The organism is Acidovorax sp. YS12 (genome assembly GCA_021496925.1).
In the GTDB taxonomy this organism is placed as follows: domain Bacteria; phylum Pseudomonadota; class Gammaproteobacteria; order Burkholderiales; family Burkholderiaceae_C; genus Paenacidovorax.
The window spans coordinates 3,656,760-3,675,958 of sequence record CP053915.1; the positions used below are offsets into that span (position 1 = coordinate 3,656,760).

A 19,199-nucleotide genomic window follows, 5' to 3' on the forward strand; every position below is an offset into this window, starting at 1 on the left:
CGCGCGCACTTTCGTGCTTGCCAGCATGGCCGCCGGGGCGGTTATCCTGCGCACCTTTGGCACTCTGACCGGCATGCATATTCCCCTTCCCCAACTGCTCCGCACCGACACGCCCGACGGGCCGTGCGCCGTGCTGCAGGGGCGCTGGGGCGCCGCCGAACTGGGCCAGCGCGCGCAATGGCGCGTGCTGCGCCGCCAGCTGGCCGCGCTGCCACCCGCGCCTGGGCTGGGCTGGGACCTGAGCGGCCTGCAGTGGCTGGACCACGTGGGCGCGCAACTGCTGTGGAACCACTGGGGCCGCGCCTGGCCCGAGCGCCTGGTGGCCGGCGACGCGCACCGTGCCATGCTGGAGCGCGTGGCGCGCCTGAGCGTGGCGCCGCCGCCGCCGCGCCCCCCCTGGCGCCTGATGGACCAGGTGCACCGCCTGGGCGAGCTGGTGCTGCACGCCATGGAACACCTGCGCTTTTTCGTGCAGCTCGTCGGCCAGCTCGGGCTCGACGTGCTGCGCCTGGCGCGCGCGCCGCGGCGCGGGCCGTGGCGCGACCTCTCCGGCCACCTGTACCGCATGGGCACCACGGCGCTGCCCATCACCGCGCTGGTGGGCTTTCTCATCGGCGTGGTGCTGGCCTACCTCATGGCGCTGCAGCTGCGCCAGTTCGGCGCCGAATCGTTCATCGTCAACATCCTGGGCATCTCGCTGATCCGCGAGCTGGGGCCCATGCTCGCGGCCATCCTGGTGGCGGGGCGCTCGGGCTCGGCCATCACGGCGCAGATCGGCGTGATGCGCGTGACCGAGGAGCTGGACGCCATGCGCGTCATGGGCATCCCGCAGGGCTTTCGCCTGGTGCTGCCGCGCGCGCTGGCGCTGATGCTGGCCATGCCGCTCATCAGCGTGTGGACCACGCTGGCCGCGCTGGCCGGCGGCATGCTGGCGGCCGACCTGACCATGGGCATCACCCCGGCCTACTTCGCCCAGGCGCTGCCGCGCGCGGTGCAGGTGTCCAACCTGTACCTGGCGCTGGGCAAGTCGGCGGTGTTCGGCGTCATGATCGCCCTCATCGGCTGCCACTGGGGGCTGCGCGTCAAGCCGAATACGCAGAGCCTGGGCGAGGGCACCACGGCCTCGGTGGTCAACGCCATCACCGTGGTCATCCTGGTCGATGCGCTGTTCGCCATCCTCTTCAAGAACGTAGGAGTCTGAATGCAGGCGTCCTCCGAACCCGTGGTGCGCATCGAGGGCCTGTGGTCCATCTTCGGCAAGGGCGAGTCGGCCTTCGCCGTGCACCAGGACCTGATGCTCACCGTGCAGCGCGGCGAAATGCTCTCGCTCGTCGGCGGCTCGGGCACCGGCAAGACGGTGCTGCTGCGCCAGATGCTGGGCCTGCTGCAGCCCTCGCGCGGCAGCGTCACGGTGCTGGGCCGCCCGGCGGCCGAGATGAGCGGGGAGGGCGCTGCTGCCCGCGTGGGCATGCTGTTCCAGCAAGGCGCGCTGTTCTCGGCCTTCAACGTGCTCGACAACATCGCCTTCGCGCTGCGCGAGCTGGGCACCCTGCCCGATGCGCTGGTGCGCGACGCCGCCATGGCCAAGCTGCAGCTCGTCGGCCTCAAGCCCGAGCACGCCACGCGCATGCCGGCCGACCTGTCGGGCGGCATGGTCAAGCGCGTGGCGCTGGCGCGCGCGCTCATCATGGACCCGCCGCTGCTGCTGCTCGACGAACCCACCGCAGGGCTCGACCCCAACAGCTCCGATGACTTCTGCGCGCTGCTGCGCGAGCTGCACGCGCAGCTCGGCCTCACCGTGGTCATGGTCACGCATGACCTGGACACGCTGTTCGCCCTCTCCACCCGCGTGGCCGTGCTGGCCGACAAGCGCGTCATCGTCGACGGCGCGCCGCTGGAAGTGGCGCAGTTCGACCACCCCTTCATCCACCATTTCTTCCAGGGCGAGCGCGGCCGCCGGGCCATGGCGCCCGTGCATGGCGCCGTGCCGCCGGAGGCTTGAACCATGGAAAACAAGGCCCATGCCCTGGCCGCGGGCACATTTCTCATCGTGGTGACGGCGCTGCTCGCCGCGCTCGCTCTGTGGCTCACGCGCGACAACACGCGCTACACGCTGTACGAGCTGTCGAGCAAGGAAAGCGTCAGCGGCCTGCAGCCCCAGGCCAGCGTGCGCTACAAGGGCGTGGCCGTCGGCAAGGTGACGGATATCGGCTTCGACCCGCTGGTGCACGGCAATGTGCTGATCCACATCGCCGTCAACGCCGACGCCCCCATCCGCCCCACCACCTTCGCCGTGCTTGGCTACCAGGGCGTGACGGGCCTGGCCCACGTGCTGCTCGACGATGCCGGGCAGCCCCTGCCGGTGCAGCCGACTGGCCCCAGCGGCGTGCCGCGCCTGCCGCTTCAGGCCTCGTCGTTGACCAAGATGGCCGAACAAGGCCCGGCCGTGGTGGCGCAACTGCAAGCCGCCGCCGAACGCATCAACCGCCTGCTCGGCGACGAGAACCAGGAACGCTTCAGCCTGGCGCTGGACAACATTGGCAGCGCTGCCGGGCAGATCGCGCAGCTCGGCCAGCGGCTTGACGCCACCGTGCGCCTGCGCCTGGACCCAGCCCTGGCCGCCGTGCCCGGACTGGCGCAGGACGCGCGCGCCACGCTGCAGGCGCTGCAACAGGCTGGCCAGAGCGCATCGGCAGCGGCCGACGGCCTGGGCCAGACCACGCGCCGCCTGTACGCGCCGGGCGGCTCGCTGGAACAGATCGAGCAAAGCACCCGCGCCCTGGCGCGTGCGGCCGACAAGTTCAGCGACGCCACGCTGCCGCGCGTGAACCGCGCCAGCGATGAGGCTGCGCGCGCCGCGCGCCAGTTCGGCCGCGTGGCCGACGGCATGGCCGACAACCCGCAATCCCTGCTCTACGGCCCGGGCACGCCGCAGCCGGGCCCGGGCGAGCCTGGTTTCAAATGAAGCACCCCCTGAGTCGCCTTCGGCGCCTTCCCCCTCTCTCGCAGCGCTGCGCGCTGCGGGAGGGGGACGCAGCCAGCGGCCTGGCAAAGCCAGCTCCGCGGCTGCCTGGCCTGGGGCGCGCCAGTTTTAGGCGCTGCGGGTGGCGCGCAGCGCCGTGGAAAACTGACATCGAAGGAACCGCTCCATGAAAACTCATCTTTTGATAGCTGTTCGCGCTTGCTGCATAAGCGCTGCGGCCGTTTTTTGCACTATTTTCATGGCCGGCTGCGGCGCGCTGCCGCAGCCCCCGGCGCGGCCCCAGCTCTACGACCTGGGGCCCGGCCCCGCCACGGCGCCCGCCGCGCCCGCCACGGGCCTGCCCGCGTTGGCCCTGGCCGACATGGAAGCACCCGGCGGGGCGGGCAGCGGCACCGCCGTGGTGTACCGCCTGGCCTATGCCGACGCGCAGCAGCTACGGCCCTACCAGCTGGCTCGCTGGAGTCAGCCGCCCACGGCCCTGGTGCTGCAGCGCCTGCGCGAGCGCCTGGGCGAGCAGCGCGCCATCGTCCAGCCGCTGGATCGCCCGCTGGCCCCGGGTTCTGACAAACCGCCCGTGGTGCTGCGCCTGGACCTGGAGGAATTCAGCCAGGTCTTCGCCAGTCCCGAGCGCAGCAGCGGCCTGCTGCGCTTGCGTGCCACCCTGGCCGAGCCGGTGCCCGGCGGCGAGCGCCTGCTGGGCCAGCGCGTGTTCGTGGTGCAGCGCCCCGCGCCCAGCGCCGATGCCGGCGGAGGCGTGCGCGCCCTGGCCGAAGCGGCCGACCAGGCCGCCGGGGAACTGGCGCAATGGTTGCAGGGGATGGAACGCTGAGGCTTGTGGCTGGGGACGCATAAAAAAGGCCGCTGATGCGGCCTTTTTTGCAGGGCACTGACGGCGCAGGGGCCGAGGGGGGTTACACCCCGGCGGCGTGTGCCTGCTGGTCGGCGTGGTAACTCGACCGCACCATGGCGCCCACGGCGGCATGGGAGAAGCCCATCTGGTGCGCCTCGGCCTCGAACATCTTGAAGGTGTCGGGGTGCACGTAGCGGCGCACCGGCAGGTGGCTGTTGCTGGGCGCGAGGTACTGGCCGATGGTCAGCATCTCGATGCCGTGCGCGCGCATGTCGCGCATCACCTGCAGGATTTCCTCATCGGTCTCGCCCAGGCCGACCATCAGGCCGCTCTTGGTGGGCACTTGCGGCACCAGGGCCTTGAACTTCTGCAGCAGGCTCAGCGAGAACTGGTAGTCGGCGCCCGGGCGCGCTTCCTTGTACAGGCGCGGCACGGTTTCCAGGTTGTGGTTCATCACGTCGGGCGGCGCGTCCTTGAGGATGGCGAGCGCGCGGTCGTCGCGGCCGCGGAAGTCGGGCACCAGCACCTCGATCTGCGTGCGCGGCGATTGTTCGCGGATCTGCTGGATGCAGGCGGCGAAGTGGCCCGCGCCGCCGTCGCGCAGGTCGTCGCGGTCCACGCTGGTGATGACGGCGTATTTCAGCCGCATCTGGGCGATGGTGCGCGCCAGGTTGCCGGGTTCGTCCTGGTCCAGCGGGTCGGGGCGGCCGTGGCCCACGTCGCAGAACGGGCAGCGGCGCGTGCACTTGTCGCCCATGATCATGAAGGTGGCGGTGCCGCTGCCGAAGCATTCGCCGATGTTCGGGCACGAGGCTTCCTCGCAGACGGTGTGCAGCTTGTTGGCGCGCAGGATGTCCTTGATTTCGTAGAAGCGCGTGGTGGGCGAACCGGCCTTGACGCGGATCCACTCGGGCTTCTTTAGCACCTCGCCGCGCTCGACCTTGATCGGGATGCGCGAGAGCTTGGCGGCGGCCTTCTGCTTGGCCAGCGGGTTGTAGTCAGCGGTGGATTGCGCTTCGCGCACGACGTCGGAGGTGCTCATGGCCTTGGCGGTTCAGGGGGACAGGCGCGTGGCGAGCTGGTGGCCCAGCCGTGCGGCGGCTTCGTCCCATGTGGTGTGGACGCCGATTGTAGAAAGATCGACCGTGGCCAGACCCGCGTAGCCGCAAGGGTTGATGCGGGCATAGGGCGCCAGGTCCATGGCGACGTTCAGGGCCACGCCGTGGTAGGTGCGGTGCTGGCTGACCTTGATGCCCAGCGCGGCGATCTTGCCCAGGCCGGTGAAGTCCGGCGCGGGGGGGGCGAGCGCACCCTCACGGCGTTGCGGGCGCTGGGGCAGCATGGCGTGGCTGCCCGGGTCGTCCAGGCGCACGTAGATGCCCGGCGCGCCGGCCACGCGGTGGCCCGTGACGCCGTAGGCGGCCAGGGTGCGGATCACGGCTTCCTCGATGCGGTAGACGTATTCCTTCACGTAGTAGCCAGCGCGCCGCAGGTCGATGAGCGGGTAGGCCACCACCTGGCCCGGGCCGTGGAAGGTGACCTGGCCGCCGCGGTTGGTGGGCACCACGGGAATGGCTCCGGGGTTCAGGATATGGTCGCTTTTGCCCGCCAGGCCTTGTGTGTAGTGCGGTGTGTGCTCGCAAATCCAGAGCGTGTCGGGGGTATCGTCGGTGCGCTCCGCAGTGAAGTCCTGCATGGCCTGCACCGTGGCGCGGTAGTCGGTGCGGCCCAGGATGCGGATGTCCATGGTCAGCTCAGAGGACGACCTTGACCAGCGGGTGCGCGGTGAGCGCGCGGTACAGGTCGTCGAGCTGTTCCCGGCTGGTGGCGGTCACGGTGATGGTGACGCCCAGGTACTTGCCGCCGCTGCTGGGGCGCAGCTCGATGCCGCTGGCGTCGAACGTGGGGTCGAAGCGGTGGGCGATGTCGGTCACGGCGTGCACGAAGCCGTCCTGCTGCAGGCCCATCACCTTGATCGGGAACTGCGAGGGGTATTCGATCAGCGAATCCTTGCGCGGATCGGGGGCGGAGCCGTTGGCGGTGGAGGGGGCGGAGGTCATACGTGCTTTCAAATCAATAGCTGCTGGCGCCCGTGGATTGTGCGCCAACGGGCGATTGGGCTGCATGCGCGGAGGCGCACCGGGGGCGGGCAGCGGCGGGCACCGCAAGCGTGGTGCGCAGGCATGTGGCGCACCGGCGTTGTGCGGGCGCGCCAAAACCTTGCCGAGCGTCTCGGGTTTTTACTTATAATCGCGCGGTTTTGTCGTTTCGGTCTGATACAAGCGTGGGCACCAAGAAGATGAACAACCTTGCCCATGAGACTGAAGCTGAGGACGAAGAACCTGACTTCAAGCCCCTGACGGCCCAAGAGGCCCAGGAATGGCGCCGCCGCAATCCGCCGGTTTCCGTTTGGCGCATCGTGGCAGGTCAGGCGCTGGTGGGAGTGGCCGTCGCCGTCTTGGCGTGGCTGTTCTCCGGCAAGCCTTCCGTGGCATGGTCCGCTGGCTATGGCGCACTCTCGGTAGTGGTTCCCGCTGCCCTGTTTGCGCGTGGCGTGGCGCGCCAAAGCGGCTCCGCCAACGCGGGGGGCGCCATGGCAAGGTTCTTCGTGTGGGAGCTGGCCAAGCTCGTGCTCACCGTCGCCATGCTGGCGGCGGCGCCGCGGCTGGTCAGGGATTTGAGCTGGCTGGCCTTGCTGGTCGGCATGGTCGTGACGATGAAAACTTACTGGGTGGCGCTGAAGGTGCGGCCCGGTGTCCGAAAAACCGATTGATTTTTTGAGAGAAGAGTAAGCAATGGCCGCAGAAGCGCACGGACCGACTGCCAGTGAATACATCGTTCACCACTTGCAGCACCTCCAGAACATCAAGCAGAAGTCCATCGTGGATTTCTCGGTCATCAATTACGACTCCATCGCCGTCGGCCTGATCCTGGGCCTGCTGGCGCTGTTCGTGTTCTGGCGCGCCGCCAAGAGCGCCACTTCCGGCGTGCCGGGGCGCTTCCAGGCCGCTGTCGAGATCCTTGTCGAAATGGTGGACAACCAGGCCAAGGCCAACATCCACAACGCCGAGAGCCGCAAGTTCATCGCGCCTCTGGCCCTCACCGTGTTCGTCTGGATCTTTTTGATGAACGCCATGGACATGCTGCCCGTCGACCTGCTGCCCCTGCTGTGGCAAGGCGCCCAGGGCGACCACCACGCCTACCTGCGCGTCGTGCCCACGGCCGACCTCTCCACCACGCTGGGCCTGTCCTTCGCCGTGCTGATCCTGTGCTTCTACTACAGCCTGAAGATCAAGGGCGTGGGCGGCTGGGCGCACGAACTGGTGACCGCGCCGTTCGGCACCAGCAAGAATCCCGTCTTCGCCCTGATCCTGGGCGTGGTCAATCTGCTCATGCAGATCATTGAATACGTTGCCAAGACCGTGTCGCATGGCATGCGGCTGTTCGGCAACATGTACGCTGGTGAGTTGGTGTTCATGCTGATCGCCCTGATGGGTGGCGCGGCTGCCATGTCGCTTTCCGGTGTGTTGCTCCCCGTGGGGCACATCATTGCAGGCTCGATCTGGGCGATCTTCCACATTCTGGTGATCACCCTGCAAGCCTTCATTTTCATGATGCTTGCGCTGATCTACCTCGGCCAGGCGCATGAAGCTCACTGATCCTTCCTTTCCTTTTTTCAACCTTTCTTTTCATCCCTAGGAGTCATCATGGAAAACATTCTCGGTCTCGTCGCTCTGGCTTGTGGTCTGATCGTGGGTCTGGGCGCTATCGGCGCTTCGATCGGTATCGCTCTGATGGGCGGCAAGTTCCTGGAATCTTCCGCTCGCCAGCCTGAGCTGATCAACGAACTGCAAACCAAGATGTTCATCTTGGCCGGTCTGATCGACGCCGCTTTCCTGATCGGCGTGGCCATCGCCCTGCTGTTCGCGTTCGCCAACCCCTTCCAACTGGCTGCCTAAGCACTCCGATCAACGCCAACGATAGAAAGGTGTTGCCGTGAGTATCAACGCGACCCTGTTCGTTCAGGCCATCGTCTTCCTGATCCTGGTGTGGTTCACGATGAGCTTCGTGTGGCCCCCGATCGCGAAGGCGCTGGATGAGCGAGCCCAGAAAATCGCCGATGGTCTCGCCGCTGCCGACAAGGCCAAGTCCGAACTCGCCGCTGCCGACCAGCGCGTGAAGAAGGAACTGGCAGCCGCCAGCAACGAAACCGCCACGCGCCTGGCCGATGCCGAGCGCCGCGCACAGGCCATCATCGAAGAGGCCAAGGCCCGCGCCAGCGACGAAGGCAACAAGATCGTCGCCGCGGCCCGCGCCGAAGCCGAGCAGCAAGCGATTGCCGCCCGCGAAGCCCTGCGCGAGCAGGTGGCGGTGCTGGCAGTCAAGGGCGCCGAGCAGATTCTCCGCAAGGAAATCAACGCCGGTGTCCATGCCGATCTGCTGAACCGCCTCAAGACCGAGCTGTAAGGAACGCAACATGGCTGAACTCGCCACCATTGCACGCCCTTACGCCGAGGCGCTGTACAAGGCTTGCACTGGCGCCGCCGGTGCCGACCTGAACGGCGCCGCCGCCTGGGTGGACGAGCTGGCGGCGATTGCCGCCAACCCTCAATTGCGCCAACTGGCAGACAACCCCAAGGTGACTCCCGAGCAGGTGCTCGGCGTTATCACGGGCGTGGCCCGCACGGCTCTGCCGGAGATGGCCAAAAATTTCCTGCGCACCGTGGTCGACAACGGCCGCGTGCAGGCGCTGCCTGAAATCGCAGCCCAATTCCGCGCGCTGGTGAACCAGAGCAATGGCAGTTCCGATGCCGTGGTCTACAGCGCTTTCCCGCTGGATGCCAATGCCCTGGCCGAGCTGGGCGCCACGCTGGACAAGCGTTTTGGCCGCAAGCTCAACCTCACCGTGCAAACGGACGAGGCGCTGATCGGCGGTGTCCGCGTGGTGGTGGGCGACGAGGTGCTCGACACCTCGGTCAAGGCCCGTCTGGAACAAATGAAAGCGGCCCTCACGGCCTGAGCGGCTGGAGGTCTGGGCTAATTAAAGAAAGAAGGAAAGAGTCATGCAACTCAATCCCGCAGAAATTTCTGAACTCATCAAGAGCCGCATCGAAGGGCTGGCCGCCAGCAGCGACATCCGCAACCAGGGCACCGTGGTGTCCGTGACGGACGGTATCGTGCGCGTGCATGGCCTGTCCGACGTGATGCAGGGCGAAATGCTGGAATTCCCCGCCGGCAGCGACGGCCAGCCGAGCTTCGGCCTGGCACTGAACTTGGAGCGCGACTCGGTCGGCGCCGTGATTCTGGGCGAGTACGAGCACATCTCCGAGGGCGACACCGTGAAGTGCACGGGCCGTATCCTGGAAGTGCCCGTGGGCCCCGAACTGGTGGGCCGCGTGGTGAACGCCCTGGGCCAGCCGATCGACGGCAAGGGCCCGATCAACGCCAAGATGACGGACGTGATCGAGAAGGTCGCCCCTGGCGTGATCGCACGCCAGTCCGTGGACCAGCCGCTGGCCACCGGGTTGAAGTCCATCGACTCCATGGTGCCGATCGGCCGTGGCCAGCGCGAGCTGATCATCGGCGACCGCCAGACCGGCAAGACCGCCGTGGCCATCGACGCCATCATCAACCAGAAGGGCCAGGGCGTGACGTGTATCTACGTCGCCATCGGCCAGAAGGCGTCGTCGATCAAGAACGTGGTGCGCGCCCTGGAACAGGCCGGCGCCATGGACTACACCATCGTCGTGGCTGCATCCGCATCGGAATCCGCCGCCATGCAGTACGTGTCGGCCTACTCCGGCTGCACGATGGGCGAATACTTCCGCGACCGCGGCCAGGACGCGCTGATCGTCTATGACGACCTGTCCAAGCAGGCCGTGGCCTACCGCCAGGTCTCGCTGCTGCTGCGCCGCCCGCCGGGCCGCGAAGCCTACCCTGGCGACGTGTTCTATCTCCACAGCCGCCTGCTGGAGCGCGCTGCCCGTGTGAACGCCGACTACGTCGAAGCCTTCACCAAGGGTGAAGTCAAGGGCCAGACCGGCTCGCTGACCGCGCTGCCGATCATCGAAACGCAAGCCGGCGACGTGTCCGCGTTCGTGCCGACCAACGTGATCTCGATCACCGACGGCCAGATCTTCCTGGAAACCAGCCTGTTCAACGCCGGTATCCGTCCTGCCATCAACGCCGGTATCTCGGTGTCCCGCGTCGGCGGTGCAGCGCAGACCAAGCTGATCAAGGGCCTGTCCGGCGGTATCCGTACCGACCTGGCGCAGTACCGTGAACTGGCTGCGTTCGCGCAGTTCGCTTCCGATCTGGACGATGCCACGCGCAAGCAGCTCGACCGCGGTGCCCGCGTGACCGAACTGCTCAAGCAGCCGCAGTACAGCCCGCTGCCCATCAGCCTGATGGGTACCACGCTGTTCGCCGTGAACAAGGGTTTCCTAGACGATGTGGACGTGAAGAAGGTTCTGTCCTTCGAATCCGGCCTGCACCAGTTCCTGAAGACCAGCCACGCCGCCCTGCTGGAGCGCCTGGAAAGCAACCGCGCCTTCGACAAGGAAGGCAAGGACGAGGCCGAGCTGACGCAAGCCATCACGTCGTTCAAGAAGACGTTCGCTTAAACCGGACGAGGAGCCCTCATGGCAGCAGGCAAGGAAATACGCGGCAAGATCAAATCGGTGGAAAACACCAAGAAGATCACCAAGGCCATGGAAATGGTGGCCGCGTCCAAAATGCGCAAGGCGCAAGACCGCATGCGCGCTGCTCGTCCCTTTGCCGAGAAGGTGCGCAACATTGCCGCCCATCTCGGCGAGGCCAACCCCGAGTACGTGCATCCCTTCATGAAGACGAACGACGCCAAGGCGGCGGGCGTCATCGTGGTGACGACGGACAAGGGGCTGTGCGGCGGCATGAACACCAACGTGCTGCGCGCGGTGACGACCAAGCTGCGCGAACTGCAGGCCCAGGGTGTCGAAACGCAGGCCGTTGCCATTGGCAACAAGGGCCTGGGCTTCCTGAACCGGGTTGGCGCGAAGGTGGTGGCCCATGTCACCAGCCTGGGCGATACGCCGCATCTGGAGAAGCTCATCGGCCCCGTCAAGGTGCTGCTGGACGCTTACGCCGAAGGCAAGATCAACGCGGTGTACCTGAGCTACACCAAGTTCATCAACACCATGAAGCAGGAGTCGGTGGTGGAGCAACTGCTGCCGCTGTCCTCCGAGCGGATGCAGGCCGACAAGTCCGGCCCGAGCTGGGACTACATTTACGAGCCCGATGCGCAGGCCGTGATCGACGAGTTGCTGGTGCGTTATGTCGAGTCGCTGATCTACCAGGCAGTGGCGGAGAACATGGCCTCCGAGCAGTCTGCCCGCATGGTGGCCATGAAGGCCGCCACCGACAACGCTGGCAACGTCATCAACGAGCTCAAGCTGGTCTACAACAAGACGCGCCAGGCCGCGATCACGAAGGAACTTTCGGAGATCGTCGCGGGTGCCGCAGCCGTCTAGGCCGCCTCGCGGTCTCGGTTTAAATTTTTGGAGCAAATCAAATGGCTCAAGTGCAAGGCAAGATTGTTCAATGTATCGGCGCCGTGGTGGACGTGGAGTTTCCGCGCGACCAGATGCCCAAGGTGTACGACGCCCTCAAGCTCGACGGCTCGGCCCTGACGCTGGAAGTGCAGCAGCAGCTCGGCGACGGCGTGGTGCGTACCATTGCCCTGGGGTCGTCCGACGGCCTCAAGCGCGGCATCATGGTGACCAACACCGCCAACCCCATCACCGTGCCCGTGGGCAAGGCCACCCTGGGCCGCATCATGGACGTGCTGGGCAACCCCATCGACGAGCGCGGCCCCGTGGACCAGGCCCTGACGGCTTCCATCCACCGCAAGGCGCCCGCCTATGACGAGCTGTCGCCCTCGCAGGAACTGCTCGAAACCGGCATCAAGGTGATCGACCTGGTCTGCCCGTTCGCCAAGGGCGGCAAGGTGGGCCTGTTCGGTGGCGCGGGCGTGGGCAAGACCGTGAACATGATGGAGCTCATCAACAACATCGCCAAGGCGCACTCGGGTCTGTCCGTGTTCGCCGGCGTGGGCGAGCGTACCCGTGAAGGGAACGACTTCTACCACGAAATGGCCGATTCCGGCGTGGTGAACCTGGAGAGCCTGGGCGATTCCAAGGTGTCCATGGTCTACGGCCAGATGAACGAGCCCCCGGGCAACCGTCTGCGCGTGGCGCTGACCGGCCTGACCATCGCCGAGTCGTTCCGCGACGAAGGCCGCGACGTGCTGTTCTTCGTGGACAACATCTACCGCTACACGCTGGCCGGTACCGAAGTGTCCGCCCTGCTGGGCCGCATGCCCTCCGCCGTGGGCTACCAGCCGACGCTGGCCGAGGAAATGGGCCGCCTGCAAGAACGCATCACCTCCACCAAGGTCGGCTCGATCACTTCCATCCAGGCCGTGTACGTGCCCGCCGATGACTTGACCGACCCGTCGCCCGCCACGACCTTCGCCCACTTGGACTCCACCGTGGTGCTGTCGCGCGACATCGCCGCCCTGGGTATCTACCCCGCCGTGGACCCGCTGGACTCCACCAGCCGCCAGCTCGACCCGCAAGTGGTGGGCGAAGAGCACTACAAGGTGGCCCGCGACGTGCAAGGCACGCTGCAGCGCTACAAGGAACTGCGCGACATCATCGCCATTCTGGGCATGGACGAACTGGCGCCCGAGGACAAGCTGGTCGTGGCCCGCGCCCGCAAGATCCAGCGTTTCCTGTCGCAGCCGTTCCACGTGGCCGAAGTGTTCACGGGCTCGCCTGGCAAGTACGTGCCGCTGTCGGAAACCATCCGTGGCTTCAAGATGATCGTCAACGGCGAGTGCGACCACCTGCCCGAGCAGGCCTTCTACATGGTCGGCACCATCGACGAAGCCTTCGAAAAGGCCAAGAAGCTGGCGTCCTGATGCAGCAGGCCGCCGGGTTGGTTCCTGGCGGCCGGCACATCGAACCCAGTCCCCGCTTTTTCTGAGGAGCAACGATGAATACCCTCCACGTCGATGTGGTCAGTGCCGAAGAGTCCATCTTCTCCGGCCAGGCGCGCTTTGTCGCCCTGCCGGGCGAGGCTGGCGAGCTGGGCATCCTGCCCAAGCACACGCCCCTGATCACGCGTATCAAGCCCGGCTCGGTGCGCATCGAGATGGCCGACGGCAGCGAAGAATTCGTCTTTGTGGCCGGTGGCATCCTGGAAGTGCAGCCCGATTGTGTGACCGTTCTGTCCGACACCGCCATCCGCGGCAAGGATCTGGACGACCAGAAGGCCCGCGAAGCCAAGGCTGCGGCCGAGGAAGCGCTCAAGAACGCCAAGAGCGAGATCGACCTGGCGCGCGCCCAGTCCGAGCTGGCCATCATGGCAGCCCAGATTGCCGCACTGCGCAAGTTCCGCCAGAAGCGCTGAAAAGCCCGTTGCGCCGTGCGTGCGCACGGTTGCCAAGGAAGAACCCGGCCCAGGCCGGGTTTTTTCATGGCAAATCGGGCTCAAAGCCAATACTGGCAAGCGCTAGCAGCTATCAAATGAGAAGCGTGTCGCGCCCTTGTGCACAATAGCGTCCATGGATGACATCGTGAAACAGGCACTGGCCAAATGGCCGAATGTGCCGGACTGCTATGGCTGGCTCGGGCTGGATGCGCGCGGGCATTGGTATCTGCGCGATGCCGCCACCCAGGCCAGTGGCCCGTTTGCCCAGGCCAGGGGCCAGAAGCTGGCGCATGAGAAGCTGATCGGCTTCATTGGGCGCAACTACGATGCCGATGCGCGCGGTTGCTGGTTCTTTCAGAATGGCCCGCAGCGCGTGTATGTCGAGCTGGAGGCAACGCCCTTCATCTACCGCATTGGCTGCGATGGCGTAGTGCGGGCCCATACCGGCCAGGAGGTAGCGCCGGATCGCTGTTTGCTGGATGAGGAAGGGCGGGTCTACTTGGTTTCGGCGCTGGGCGTTGGCTTGGTGCATTCCCTGGACGTTCCTGCCTTCGCGCAGGCACTGGAGCAAGGGCGCTGGCTGGCGCCCATCGACGTGGCGGCGTCAGACTTGCCGGGCCATTACGGCTTTGTGCGCAGTCCCGAAGCCTTGCAACGGGCGTAAAAAAGCCGGCGCTTGGCCGGCTTGGGAATTTTGCGCGTGCCAGCGATTATTTCGCGGCGGCATCGCCCTCTGCGGCCGGAGGTGCCGGCTCGGTGAAGCTAGCACCTGCGGCGTTGGCCATGTAGGCCACGCCACGGGCAATTTCGGTGTCGTTGAAGTCCCCGCCACCCTGCGGGGCCATGGCGCCCTTGCCCTTGAGTGCGGAATGCACCAGGGCGTCGAAGCCGGTGGCGATGCGCGGTGCCCAGGCTGCGGCTTCGCCAAACTTCGGGGCACCTGCTGCGCCGGTGGCATGGCAGGCGGCGCACTGGCCCTTGAACACCTCCTCGCCGGTGCGCAGCGGCCGGTTGGCATTGCGGATTTCCACCATGCCGACCTTCTGAAGGCGTTCGGCCTTGGCCTTTTCCGCATTCACCCCGCTGGGCGCGGGTTTGTCACCGGAGACGACGAACGTCACCAGGGCGATGATGACGAAGATGGGAACCACGAAAGAGAAGAAACCTGCCAGCAGGACTTGTTGTGGCGACTTGATGGGGCCGGTGTGCGCACCCTCTTGCTGTGGGTCTGTCATGGTTTCCTCTGTGATCGGGGGCGTTTTTGTAACAGCCTTTGATTATATCTGTGCCCCGCGCAGCCCTTTCAGGGCCGCGCGGGCTCAGGAGGCGCTTTTCCCCGCGGGAGCCGTCTCGCGCCAGCCGCCACCCAGGGCCTTGTAAAGCTGCACCTGGTTCTGCAGCTGCGCCAGGCGCACCTGCACCACGGCTTGCTCCAACGCGAACAGCGAGCGCTGCGCATCGAGCAGATCGAGGTAGCTGGCCACGCCATTCTGGTAGCGCAGGTCGGACAGGCGCAGCCGCTCTGCCTCTGCAGTGGTCTGGGCTTGCTGGGCGCGCGATTGTTCGGCCAGCAGGCTTTGGCTGGCCAGGGCATCGGACACTTCCCGGAAGGCGCTTTGAATGGCTTTCTCGTACTGGGCCACCGCCATCTCGCGGCCGGCCTTCGCGGCCTCTAGTGCGGCTTGGTTGCGTCCGGCATTGAATACCGGGAGCAGTGCCGACACCGTCGGCGTGAACGCCCAGGTTCCGCTCTTGAACAGATCCGATAGCTCGGTACTGGCCGTGCCTGCCTGGGCCGTGAGCGTGATGCTGGGGAAGAAGGCCGCGCGCGCCGCGCCGATGCTGGCGTTGGCCGCGATCAACTGCTGCTCGGCCTGCCGGATGTCCGGCCTTTGGGTGAGCAAGTCCGAGGGCAGCCCCGCAGGCAAATCGGCCATGGCCGGCGTGGCGGCCAGGCGGCTGCCCGCCAGGCTGGCGCGAATGTCGTCGGGCACCGGCTGCCCCAGCAGCAAGGCCAGGGCGTTTTCGTCGAGCGCGCGCTGGCGCTGCTGCTGCGCCAGCGTGGCACGCGCGGCTTCGGTCAGCGACTCGGCCTGGCGGTAGTCCAGGTCCGAGGCCAGGCCGACGTCACGGCGCATCTTGGCCAGCGCCAGGGAGTCCTCGCGCGTGGCCAGGGTACGGCGCGAGATGTCGAGCAGCTCTTCGTCCGCCTGCAGCGCGAGCCAGCCATTGGCCACGCCGGCCACGAGGCTGACCTGCAAGGCCTTGCGCCCTTCTTCGCTGGCCAGGTATTGCGCAAGGGCCTGCTCCTTCAGGCTGCCCAGGCGGCCGAAGAAGTCCAGTTCCCAGGCCGACAGCACGCCGCCAACGCTGTAGGTATTGGTGAGCGTGCCCGTGCTGGCACTGGGCGCGCGGGAGGCCGTGGCGCCCACGCCGACCGATGGCCATTGCGCTGCCCGCTGGATCTGGAACTGCGCGCGCGCCTGCTCGATGGCCAGGGCAGCGACGCGCAGATCGCGGTTGTTGGCCAGGGCGGCGTCTATCAGCCGCTGCAGGCGCGGGTCGGTGAAATAGTCCTGCCAATCCGTGCTGGCCGCGGCGGCGGCGGATGCGCCGGCATGGGCGTAGGACGCGGGCACCGGGGCTTGCGGGCGCTCGTAGGTGGGGATGAAGGAGCAGCCGCCCAGCAGCAGGGCTGCCAGGGCGATCGGGGCGACGAGGGTTTTATTCATGGGCGGAAATCCCCACTTCTTCGGCATGACGCCGGTTCAGTTCCTGCTGGCGTGTGCTGCCCTTGAAGAGCGAGCGCACGATGACGAAGAACACAGGCACGAAAACGACGGCCAGCACGGTCCCCGTGAACACGCCGCCGAGCACGCCGGTGCCGATCGCGCGCTGGCTTGCGGAGCCGGCGCCCGATGCGATCACCAGCGGCAGCACGCCGAGGCCGAAGGCGAGCGAGGTCATGATGATGGGGCGGAATCGCAGATGCGCCGCTTCCAGCGCCGAGGTGATGACGCTCTTGCCTTGCGCTTGCAGGTCTTTCGCGAACTCGATGATCAGAATGGCGTTCTTCGCGGACAGGCCAATCACGGTGATCAGCCCCACCTGGAAGTACACATCGTTCGAGTAGCTGCGCAGCAGCGTCGCCAGCAGCACCCCGAGCACGCCCAGGGGCACCACCAGGATCACGGCGAGCGGAATCGACCAGCTCTCGTAGAGTGCCGCCAGGCACAGGAACACGGCGAGCACGGCGAAGCCGTAGAGGATGAGCGCTTGCGCGCCCGCGAGCTTTTCCTCGCGCGACTGTCCTGACCATTCGAAGCCGAAGCCCGCCGGCAACTGGGAAGCCAGCTTTTCCATTTCGGCCATGGCGGCGCCGGTGCTGTAGCCAGGGGCTGGCGCGCCGGCAATGCGCATCGCGGGGTAGCCGTTGTAGCGCACGGTCTGCTGCGCGCCCTTGATCCAGCGGACGCTGGCGAACGAGGACAGCGGCACGAGCTGGCCTTGGCTGTTGCGCACGTTGATCTGCAGCAGGTCTCCTTCTTGCATGCGTGCGGGGGCGTCAGCCTGCACCACGACGCGCTGCAGGCGGCCCTGGTTCGGGAAGTCGTTCACATAGCTCGAACCCAATGCCGTGGAGAGCGCCGAATTGACCGAATCGAAAGGCACGCCCAGGGCGTTGGCCTTGTCGCGGTCGATGTCGATCTGCAACTGCGGCGCGTCTTCCAGCCCGTCCGGACGGACCTGGGTGAGGATCTTGCTCTGCGATGCCATGCCCAGGAGCTGGTTGCGCGCGTTGACCAGCGCTTCATGTCCCGCGCCGCTGCGGTCCTGCAGGCGGAAGGTGAAGCCGGAAGCCGCGCCCAGCTCAGGAATGGGCGGTGGGCTCAGCGCGAAGATGAAGGCGTCGCGCACACCCATCAAGGCACCCATGGTGCGGCCCGCCAGGGCTTCGGCAGAGTGCTCGGGGCCTTTGCGTTCGGCCCAGTCCTTGAGCGTCACGAAGGCCAGGGCGGCGTTCTGGCCTTGGCCAGAGAAGCTGAAGCCCAGCACGCCCACCATGCTCTTGACTTCCGGCTGCTTGAGGACGAAGCCTTCCACCTGCTGCATCACGGCCAGCGTGCGCTCCTGGGTGGCGCCTGGAGGCAACTGCACGTTGACGATGATGTAGCCCTGGTCTTCATTCGGCAGGAACGAAGTCGGCAGGCGCGTGTAGACGACGGCCACGGCGCCCACGATGGCGGCGTAGATCACCAGGTAGCGCACGGCCCGCTGGAGTATGCGGGCCACCATGCCCTCGTAGGTTTTCGCGGTGCGGCTGAAGCCCCGGTTGAACCAGCCGAAGAAGCCTTTCTTTTCGTGGTGATGGCCTGCTTCCACGGGCTTGAGCAGCGTCGCGCACAGCGCCGGTGTCAGCGACAGCGCCATGAACGCCGAGAAGCTGATCGAGGCCACCATCACCGTGGAGAACTGGCGGTAGATATTGCCGGTGGAGCCGGCGAAGAAAGCCAGCGGCACGAACACGGAGATCAGCACCACGGTCACGCCGATGATGGCGCCCGAAATCTGGCGCATGGCCTTGCGCGTCGCTTCCAGCGGGGGCAGACCTTCTTCGCTCATGATGCGTTCGACGTTCTCGACCACCACGATGGCGTCGTCCACGACGATGCCGATCACCAGCACCATGCCGAACATGGTCAGCACGTTGATCGAGAAACCGAGTGCCAGCAGCACGGCGAAGGTGCCCAGCAGGGCAATCGGCACGACGATGGTTGGAATCACCGTGTAGCGCCAGTTCTGCAGGAACAGGAACATCACGAGAAACACCAGCGCCACGGCTTCCAGCAGGGTGTGCACCACCTGGGTGATGGAGATGTCGACGAAATTCGAGCTGTCATAGGGGATGGACCATTCCACGCCCTTGGGGAAATAGTGCTCTAGCTCCTTCATCTTGGCGCGAACGTCCTTCGCGGCCTGCAGGGCGTTGCCGGTGGGGGAGAGCTGCACGCCAATGCCCACCGCAGGCTCGCCATTCAGGCGGGCAGAGGTGGCATAGGCCTGGCCGCCCAGTTCGATGCGCGCCACATCCTTCAGCCGGACGGTGGAACCATCGGGGTTGGCACGCAGCACGATGTCGCCAAACTGTTCCACCGAGGTGAGCTGGCCGTTGACCACCACCGTGGCGGAGATGCCTTGCCCTGCCACGTTGGGCAGATCGCCGATGGTGCCGCTGGCCACCTGCGCGTTCTGGGCGCGGATCGCCGCCGTGACATCCGCCGGGGTGAGCTGGTAGCCCGTCAGCCGCGTCGGCTCGATCCAGATACGCATGGCGCGTTCCGCGCCGAACAGCTGTGCTTGCCCGATGCCAGGCAAGCGCTGCAGTTCGGGAACGACGTTGCGTGCGCCGTAGTCGCCCAGCGCGACGGTGTTGAACGCCGGATCCTTGGACGACAGCATGGCGAACAGCAGGAAGTTCGAGCGCGATTTGTCAACGCGCACCCCTTGCTGCGTCACCACCGCCGGCAGGCGCGGGGTGGCCCGCGAGAGCCGGTTTTGCACGTCCACCTGGGCCAAGTCGGCGTTGGTGCCGGGCTGGAAGCTCAAGGTGATGCTGCCGGAGCCGTCCGCCTGAGCAACCGACTCCATGTAGATGAGCCCGGGCGAGCCATTCATTTCGCGCTCGATCACCGACAGCACGCTGTCTTCGAGCGTCTGGGCCGAGGCGCCAGGATATGCCGCGCTGACCACGATGGTGGGCGGGGCGACAGGAGGGTATTGCGCGATCGGCAATTGTTTGATCGAAACAATGCCGAGCACGATGATGAACAGCGCGATCACCCATGCAAAGATGGGGCGGTCAATAAAGAACTTGGCCATGGAGCGGGCCTCTGT

The 19,199-nt window shown here is 66.4% G+C and carries 20 protein-coding genes; 14 read left to right on the forward strand and 6 right to left on the reverse strand.

The genetic code is table 11. The features are described from left to right. The first annotated feature begins 73 nt into the window (after nucleotides 1-73). The 4 genes from YS110_16440 to YS110_16455 all read left to right on the forward strand — a co-directional run bounded on the left by YS110_16440 (nucleotide 74) and on the right by YS110_16455 (nucleotide 3,812). Nucleotides 74-1,201, forward strand: a complete 1,128-nt coding sequence (locus YS110_16440; protein ID UJB66229.1) for an ABC transporter permease — start codon at nucleotides 74-76, stop codon at nucleotides 1,199-1,201. Next, on the forward strand, nucleotides 1,202-2,002 hold the full coding sequence (locus tag YS110_16445) for an ATP-binding cassette domain-containing protein (GenBank protein UJB66230.1): 801 nt from the start codon (nucleotides 1,202-1,204) through the stop codon (nucleotides 2,000-2,002). Nucleotides 2,003-2,005: 3 nt separating this feature from the next. Beyond that, nucleotides 2,006-2,965, forward strand: a complete 960-nt coding sequence (locus tag YS110_16450; GenBank protein ID UJB66231.1) for an MCE family protein — start codon at nucleotides 2,006-2,008, stop codon at nucleotides 2,963-2,965. A gap of 184 nt (nucleotides 2,966-3,149) precedes the next feature. Continuing rightward, entirely contained in the window at nucleotides 3,150-3,812 is a 663-nt protein-coding gene (locus YS110_16455; GenBank protein UJB66232.1) for a membrane integrity-associated transporter subunit PqiC, read from the forward strand. An 82-nt stretch (nucleotides 3,813-3,894) separates the two neighbouring features. Here YS110_16455 and lipA read toward each other — a convergent pair whose 3' ends face one another. The 3 genes from lipA to YS110_16470 are packed head-to-tail and all read right to left on the reverse strand — an operon-like array spanning nucleotide 3,895 to nucleotide 5,893. Beyond that, nucleotides 3,895-4,875: a lipoyl synthase gene (gene lipA, locus YS110_16460; GenBank protein UJB66233.1), complete on the reverse strand. Its 981-nt coding sequence runs from the start codon at nucleotides 4,873-4,875 to the stop codon at nucleotides 3,895-3,897. Between the two features lie 12 nt (nucleotides 4,876-4,887). After that, on the reverse strand, nucleotides 4,888-5,580 hold the full coding sequence (gene lipB / locus YS110_16465) for a lipoyl(octanoyl) transferase LipB (GenBank protein ID UJB66234.1): 693 nt from the start codon (nucleotides 5,578-5,580) through the stop codon (nucleotides 4,888-4,890). Between the two features lie 7 nt (nucleotides 5,581-5,587). Next, the gene (locus YS110_16470; GenBank protein UJB66235.1) at nucleotides 5,588-5,893 is read right to left on the reverse strand and encodes a DUF493 family protein; all 306 of its coding nucleotides are present in this window, start codon (nucleotides 5,891-5,893) and stop codon (nucleotides 5,588-5,590) included. A gap of 239 nt (nucleotides 5,894-6,132) precedes the next feature. Here YS110_16470 and YS110_16475 point away from each other — a divergent pair, with 239 nt between their 5' ends. The 10 genes from YS110_16475 to YS110_16520 all read left to right on the forward strand — a co-directional run bounded on the left by YS110_16475 (nucleotide 6,133) and on the right by YS110_16520 (nucleotide 13,968). Beyond that, the gene (locus tag YS110_16475; GenBank protein UJB67494.1) at nucleotides 6,133-6,606 is read left to right on the forward strand and encodes an ATP synthase subunit I; all 474 of its coding nucleotides are present in this window, start codon (nucleotides 6,133-6,135) and stop codon (nucleotides 6,604-6,606) included. Nucleotides 6,607-6,628: 22 nt separating this feature from the next. After that, nucleotides 6,629-7,492 carry a F0F1 ATP synthase subunit A gene (atpB, locus tag YS110_16480; protein ID UJB66236.1) on the forward strand — a complete coding sequence of 288 codons (864 nt, stop codon included), beginning with the start codon at nucleotides 6,629-6,631 and terminating at the stop codon, nucleotides 7,490-7,492. 48 nt (nucleotides 7,493-7,540) lie between these two features. Continuing rightward, nucleotides 7,541-7,792, forward strand: coding sequence for a F0F1 ATP synthase subunit C (gene atpE, locus YS110_16485; protein ID UJB66237.1), 252 nt, complete (start codon nucleotides 7,541-7,543; stop codon nucleotides 7,790-7,792). A gap of 37 nt (nucleotides 7,793-7,829) precedes the next feature. Then, entirely contained in the window at nucleotides 7,830-8,300 is a 471-nt protein-coding gene (locus tag YS110_16490) for a F0F1 ATP synthase subunit B (protein ID UJB66238.1), read from the forward strand. Between the two features lie 10 nt (nucleotides 8,301-8,310). Further along, nucleotides 8,311-8,853: a F0F1 ATP synthase subunit delta gene (locus YS110_16495; GenBank protein UJB66239.1), complete on the forward strand. Its 543-nt coding sequence runs from the start codon at nucleotides 8,311-8,313 to the stop codon at nucleotides 8,851-8,853. 43 nt (nucleotides 8,854-8,896) lie between these two features. After that, nucleotides 8,897-10,456, forward strand: a complete 1,560-nt coding sequence (locus tag YS110_16500) for a F0F1 ATP synthase subunit alpha (GenBank protein UJB66240.1) — start codon at nucleotides 8,897-8,899, stop codon at nucleotides 10,454-10,456. A gap of 18 nt (nucleotides 10,457-10,474) precedes the next feature. Further along, nucleotides 10,475-11,341, forward strand: coding sequence for a F0F1 ATP synthase subunit gamma (gene atpG, locus YS110_16505; protein ID UJB66241.1), 867 nt, complete (start codon nucleotides 10,475-10,477; stop codon nucleotides 11,339-11,341). A 41-nt stretch (nucleotides 11,342-11,382) separates the two neighbouring features. After that, nucleotides 11,383-12,792, forward strand: a complete 1,410-nt coding sequence (atpD, locus tag YS110_16510; GenBank protein ID UJB66242.1) for a F0F1 ATP synthase subunit beta — start codon at nucleotides 11,383-11,385, stop codon at nucleotides 12,790-12,792. A gap of 74 nt (nucleotides 12,793-12,866) precedes the next feature. Next, entirely contained in the window at nucleotides 12,867-13,283 is a 417-nt protein-coding gene (locus YS110_16515; protein UJB66243.1) for a F0F1 ATP synthase subunit epsilon, read from the forward strand. 154 nt (nucleotides 13,284-13,437) lie between these two features. Continuing rightward, a complete protein-coding gene (locus tag YS110_16520; protein ID UJB66244.1) occupies nucleotides 13,438-13,968 on the forward strand; it encodes a DUF2946 family protein in 531 nt (176 codons plus the stop codon). A 46-nt stretch (nucleotides 13,969-14,014) separates the two neighbouring features. Here YS110_16520 and YS110_16525 read toward each other — a convergent pair whose 3' ends face one another. The 3 genes from YS110_16525 to YS110_16535 form a co-directional block, all read right to left on the reverse strand. Next, nucleotides 14,015-14,539, reverse strand: coding sequence for a cytochrome c5 family protein (locus tag YS110_16525; protein ID UJB66245.1), 525 nt, complete (start codon nucleotides 14,537-14,539; stop codon nucleotides 14,015-14,017). Nucleotides 14,540-14,623: 84 nt separating this feature from the next. Beyond that, nucleotides 14,624-16,036 carry an efflux transporter outer membrane subunit gene (locus YS110_16530; protein ID UJB66246.1) on the reverse strand — a complete coding sequence of 471 codons (1,413 nt, stop codon included), beginning with the start codon at nucleotides 16,034-16,036 and terminating at the stop codon, nucleotides 14,624-14,626. Continuing rightward, nucleotides 16,029-19,184, reverse strand: a complete 3,156-nt coding sequence (locus YS110_16535; protein ID UJB66247.1) for an efflux RND transporter permease subunit — start codon at nucleotides 19,182-19,184, stop codon at nucleotides 16,029-16,031. Before YS110_16535 ends, YS110_16530 begins: the two co-directional genes overlap by 8 nt. Nucleotides 19,185-19,199: the final 15 nt, after the last annotated feature.